The sequence below is a fragment of the Leptolyngbya sp. FACHB-36 genome, assembly GCF_014695955.1.
Lineage (GTDB): Bacteria > Cyanobacteriota > Cyanobacteriia > Leptolyngbyales > Leptolyngbyaceae > FACHB-36.
Window position 1 is genome coordinate 1 of sequence record NZ_JACJPG010000419.1, and the last position, 5,661, is coordinate 5,661.

Below are 5,661 nucleotides of genomic sequence, written 5' to 3' on the forward strand. Positions count from 1 at the left end.
CAGAACCTATGAGAGCACGTCACGCCCTGACTGAGGTTTTCTCCTCATTCCTGCAATTTGAAGCCGATCGCGTCAGTGGATGGATTGCGGACCCCCGACTGCGGCGCAGTATGCAGACCTGTCTGTCACAGACAGACGCGCAAACGTCAGGGCGGTTTACGGAAGAGCGTTTCTGGGAGCGCTACTGGCACAAGCACTGGCAGGCGCAATCGAACAAGCTGGCAGAGGCGCATCTGTCGGCGTACTTGCAGGAAACGTGCTACTGGGCGGCGCACAAAACGCTGCCTCGAATCACGAGTTCGCAGTACAAGCTGTCCGACTGCTTTCAACTGGCGATCGCCGAAGTTCCCAGAATTCTTAAAGCCTGCGACCCAGCGCAGAGCGCCAGCCTAAAAACCTACAGCAGTGTTGCCTTTGGCAATGTGATTCGCGATGTGCTGCGGCAGCGGCAGGAAATTGACTTCTGCAACGATTGGAGTCTGCTGCTAAAGCTGAGTCGCAAACGGCTTCAGGAAGCGTTGCAGCACGCCGGATTAGACCCAGACACGATCGCCCGTTACCTGCTGGCGTGGAACTGCTTTGAAACCAGCTACATCCGCTCAAAATCGATGCAAACGCGATCGCTGAAGCAGCCCGACGCGGAAACGTGGACGGCGATTGCGACTCTCTACAACACCCAGCGGCGATCGTTGGACGCTCCGAGCACAGACTGTCGTCCAGAAACGCTAGAAAAATGGCTGCTGTTCTGCTCGAATCAGGCACGGCGCTATTTGTACCCGCAGGTTGCCTCGCTGAATATGCCAAAGCTTGGACAGGACAGCGGCGAATTACAAGACGACTTATCGAATGCGGATGAGTCGCTGTTAGCGAACCTGATCGCTGCTGAAGAGAGCGACACACGCCGGCAGCAGCACGCCGAGATTGGAGCAGTCTTGACAGCGGCATTGGCAAACTTGGATACGCAAGCACAGATGCTGATCCAGCGTTACTACCAACACGGATACACGCAGCAGCAAATTGCTCAGGAGCTAGGAATCCCGCAGTACACCGTGTCGCGGCGACTCAGTAAAGCGCGAGAAGGACTGCTGCTGGCAATCACCCGATGGAGTGAAGACACGCTGCATACAACTCCAACCTCATCCGTGATTAAACATATCAGCCATATTTTAGACGAGTGGTTGCAGAGCCATTATCAGACGCTCGGCGATCGCGATTCAGAGGAGCTATCTCTATGAGTTTTTCGTGTATTCCGCCGACGCAGCTTGTGTTAGAGATTCCGCCGGACGTGCAGGCGCAGGCATGGCAGCAATCGTCTGCGATGGGCGGCTGGACAGCTTACTTAAATCAGCTTTGCCTCGATACCGTGCTGCCGTGGCTGCGATCGGAGTACGAACCCGACGCCAACGGATGGCAGGAAGGAGCGGCACTGTTTAGCCAGTGGGCATTTGTCAACGGTACGGCAATCACCGCAGGAGGGCATCGCTTTATTCTGATTCCCGACAAATCGTTGGAGACGCGAGAATTTGTGGTTCCTCAAGAATGGGTCGATATTCCCAGTTGGGCTGGCGACTACTACTTGGCAGTGCAGGTGAATCCGGAGGGCGACTGGCTAAGAATTTGGGGCTACACGACACACGAACAGCTGAAAACACAGGCGACGCTGGATACAAGCGATCGCACCTACCAGATGGATGCGATGCAGCTAATCGACGACCTGTCGGTGCTCTGGGTTGTGCGCCAGCTTAATCCCCATGAGCTGACGCGAGCAGACCTCGCGCCGCTGCCCACGCTGCGATCGGACCAAGCCGAAACCCTAATGCAGCAGTTGAGCAATCCAGCGATTCAGCAGCCCCGGCTGGCGCTGCCATTTCAGCAGTGGGGCGCACTGTTGGCAAACGACGACTGGCGACAGCGGCTGTATCAGCCCGCTTCTAGCGAACCACGCGCCAGCACACCGCCGATCGCCCATCTCAGCCAGTGGCTCCAGCAGGTGTTTGATGGCGCGTGGCAGGCGATCGACGAGTTAGTTGGGGTGCCCGCCTTTGCCCTGCGTCAGACGGCGACCGAGTCGCTGGTGCGGCGTGTGAAACGGGTTCGCCTGCCAGATCAGGACGTTCTGCTCGTGGTGGCGGTCGGAACCGAAGCAGACGGCAGAATGAGCGTGCGAGTCCAGGTTTTTTCTAGCGATCGTGCCCTGCCGCCGACGCTGCGCCTGTCGATGCGATCGCACACGGGCGAAGTCATCCAGTCTGTACAGGCGCGAGACGACGATGAATCGATTCAGCTCAAGCGCTTCAGATGTGCTCCTGGAACCCGCTTCCAAATCTGGATCGACCTCAACGAAACCAGACGCATGGAAGAGTTTGTCAGCTAATGTTATGCGTCAAGCGGTTTTAAATTTAGGAAAAGGCGATTTGCAGCACGGATTTCCAGGGGCGATCGTGCAACTGTGGCATTCGGAACAGTCTACGCCGCTGCAAGTTTTGGGAGGGCTACCTGCCGCACCGGAGCTAGCCGGTTTGTATCAGCGCTGGCGGCGACTCTATGACTTGCTGTATTCAGGGTTAGGCTTGCGGCGCACCGCCGAATTTGACGTCGAATTTGAAATTGATAACGCCGATGTGACGCACGGCTCCAGAGCGGAATTTGACGATCTGTGTCGGGAGTTGCAGCATCGCCTTAACGGCTGGCTCTGTGCTGATGCCTTCCGCAAAATTGATCAAACGCTGCGAACGCACCTTGCCCCCAATGACGACGTACGCGTTCTGATTGCCGCCGAGTCGGAGGACGTGCTGCGGCTGCCGTGGTCCCTGTGGCAATTCTTCGAGGACTACCCCAACGCAGAACTGGCGGTGAGTCCCCCAGAGTACGCTCCCGCCTTGAAAGTGGATCGGGCAGCAAGCGGTACGATTCGGATTCTGGCGGTGCTGGGCGATCGCACCGGAATTGACCTCGACGCCGATCGCGCGGCGCTGTCCCAACTGCCCCACGCCAAAATCACGTTTTTGGTAGAACCCAGTCGCGCTGAGTTAGACCAACAGCTTTGGAAACCAGGGTGGGATCTGCTGTTTTTTGCGGGGCACAGCACCAGTCAGGGAGCCGGACAGATCCAGATTAATCCCCGCGAAGGGCTGACGATCGAGCAGTTGAAGTACGGCTTAAGGACGGCGATCGCGCACGGCTTAAAGCTGGCGATCTTCAATTCGTGCGACGGCTTAAAACTGGCGCAGGGTCTAGCAGATTTGCATCTGCCCCAGATGATTGTGATGCGGGAACCCGTGCCCGATCACGTCGCGCAGGCGTTTCTGAAGCAGTTCCTCGCTGCCTTTGCCAGTGGGCGATCGCTCTATGCGGCTGTGCGACAGGCGCGCGAGCAACTTCAGCCGCTAGAAGACCAGTTTCCCTGTGCCACGTGGCTGCCCGTCATTTGTCAGAATCCGGCGGATGTCCCGACCGATTGGCGGTCGTGGAGCGGTCGTGGTGCCATGCAGCCGCCAACGCGGCGAGACTGGAAAATTCTCGGGGTTAGCAGCTTGCTGATCACGGGATTGGTCGTTGCTGTGCGAGCAATTGGGCTGTTGCAACCGCTAGAGTTGGCAACGTTCGATCGACTAATGCGCCTGCGACCTGCCGAGCTTCCGGACACGCGCATGGTCGTGATCACTGTGACCGAAGACGACATTCGGGCACAGGGACCAGATCTACGACGCGGCTCGCTTTCCGATCGCAGCCTCGCCCAACTGCTCGCCATCCTGGAGCCTACCCAACCCCGCGCGATCGGGCTAGACCTGTACCGAGATTTTGCGGCGACGCCTGCCCTAGCGGAGCAACTGCGTCGCACCCGGAACCTGATTGGCATCTGCAAGCGCCCTGACCCACAGGACGACCCAACTGGAACTTTGCCGCCGCCAGAGCTTCCTGAAGCGCGATTGGGCTTCAGCGACTTTGTGCAGGATTTCGACGGTGTAGTGCGGCGTCATCTGCTGTTTATGAGTCCGAATCCGACCTCCACCTGCACACCGGCTTACGCCTTCAGCGTCCAGCTTGCCTTTCGCTACCTCGTGCATCAAGGGATTACGCCCGCGTTCACGCCCGCAGGCGATTTGCAGCTAGGAAACGCCGTTTTTCCCGGCATTGCGTCTCGCACGGGTGGCTACGCCGCGATCAACGCTAGCGGTAGCCAAGTCTTGCTAAACTACCGCGCCACCTCCAGTCCAATGGACATTGCCCCACGAGTGACGCTGCGCCAAGTTCTTACCGGGCAGGTCAACCCCAACGCCTTTCGCGATCGCATTGTGCTAATTGGCGCTGTCACGCCCACCAGCGGGGATTACTGGTCCACGCCCTACGGCAAAGCGTTCTCGACCAAGCTTCCCGGCGTCCTCGTTCAGGCACACATGGTTAGCCAGATGCTTAGCACCGTCCTCGATCGACGCCCACTGCTGTGGGTGGCGTCGCCGTGGGGCGAGGCGCTGTGGCTGCTGGGCTGGTCCCTACTTGGCGGCATTCTGAGCTGGCGATTTCGGCGGCTGCTGTATTGGGGACTCGCGGTCAGCGTGACCGCGATCGCTGCTTTCTGGCTCTGCGTTCTGCTCCTGTCCCAAGCGGGCTGGCTCCCGTTTGTTCCCGCTCTCATTGCTCTGCTGCTCAACAGCAGCATTGTTGCCTACCTACTCACCTCTAAAGTAACGCGATGAATTGCTTTCAACTTCGCCAAAGCGTAACCCGTCTAACAATGGCAGTGCTGCTTAGCACGATCGCCGCTCAATTATCGATTCCCGCGATCGCTCAGCCTGCCTCCATCCAATTCGAGCCTCCCCCGCCGCCGCCGAAAGGTGAACCCACCGGACGCGGACAGGGCGGTGGTAGTCGCGGTCCCTGTTCGCCCTACAACAACCTGATTGCTCTAGTGCCCGTCACTCAAGGAACGCCTTGGGGGCTGACAACGGCTGAGCGTCCAAGCATCTGGTTCCACGCGCCAAATGGCTTGCTGACGGGTGCCACGATCGAGTTTGCCCTGCGCGACGAGGCAGGTAAAACGCTCTACACAAGCCGATTTCCGACGCGCAATACGCCTCCTGGCGTATTTAGCCTCACTCTGCCGAACACAGCCCAACCGCTTCAGGCGGGCGGCTACCGCTGGGCGCTCTCGATTAGCTGTAGCGCCGACGTGCCCGATCGCCCGATCAGCATCAGCGGTCGAATTCAGCGAATTCTGCCTCAGTCCCTTCTGCAACAGCAGCTCAGGCAAGCAAAAACGCCGCTAGAGCAAGCAGCGGTCTACGCCAAGGGCGGCATTTGGTACGACGCACTAACCACGTTGGGCACGCCCCGCTGTCGATCGTCGCTGCCCAATTCGGCGCTAGCGGCTGCATGGACCGATCTGCTTCAGCAAGTGAATTTAACTCCTGCTACCTCAGTTAGAACGATTACGCGCTGCGGCATCGGGCAGTAATACCAATTCTCTAAATTCCAGCTACCGATCAAACCACTAAAACGCAGACAGACTCAAGCTTCTGCAATTACCAATTCCGAATTCCGAATTCCGAGTTGGTATAACTCTACAAAAAACCCAGCTTCTTGAGGAAGCTGGGAATCTACAGGTTCTTCGATCGCGAAAACAGCTCTACCGTCCGATAAAAGTAGCCACGACTCGCAGCA

The 5,661-nt window shown here is 58.1% G+C and carries 4 protein-coding genes; all 4 read left to right on the forward strand.

Features of this window, described 5'->3' with window-relative positions:
• Positions 1-1,235: sigma-70 family RNA polymerase sigma factor (locus H6F43_RS11775; RefSeq protein WP_242025530.1), on the forward strand; the 1,235-nt coding region annotated here is incomplete at its 5' end.
• Complete coding sequence (locus H6F43_RS11780) at positions 1,232-2,374, forward strand: DUF1822 family protein (protein ID WP_190342954.1); 1,143 nt, start codon at positions 1,232-1,234, stop codon at positions 2,372-2,374. The genes H6F43_RS11775 and H6F43_RS11780, both read left to right, overlap by 4 nt.
• A 4-nt stretch (positions 2,375-2,378) precedes the next feature.
• Positions 2,379-4,697, forward strand: coding sequence for a CHASE2 domain-containing protein (locus H6F43_RS11785; RefSeq protein WP_190342955.1), 2,319 nt, complete (start codon positions 2,379-2,381; stop codon positions 4,695-4,697).
• A complete protein-coding gene (locus tag H6F43_RS11790) occupies positions 4,694-5,455 on the forward strand; it encodes a DUF928 domain-containing protein (RefSeq protein WP_190342956.1) in 762 nt (253 codons plus the stop codon). The genes H6F43_RS11785 and H6F43_RS11790 overlap by 4 nt, the downstream gene beginning before the upstream one ends.
• Positions 5,456-5,661 lie beyond the last annotated feature (206 nt).

Excerpts from the sequence above, each read along its gene's own strand:
- H6F43_RS11780 (WP_190342954.1), top strand. The coding sequence starts at position 1,232 with ATGAGTTTTTCGTGTATTCCGCCGACGCAGCTTGTGTTAGAGATTCCG.
- H6F43_RS11790 (WP_190342956.1), top strand. The coding sequence starts at position 4,694 with ATGAATTGCTTTCAACTTCGCCAAAGCGTAACCCGTCTAACAATGGCA.
- H6F43_RS11785 (WP_190342955.1), top strand. The coding sequence starts at position 2,379 with ATGCGTCAAGCGGTTTTAAATTTAGGAAAAGGCGATTTGCAGCACGGA.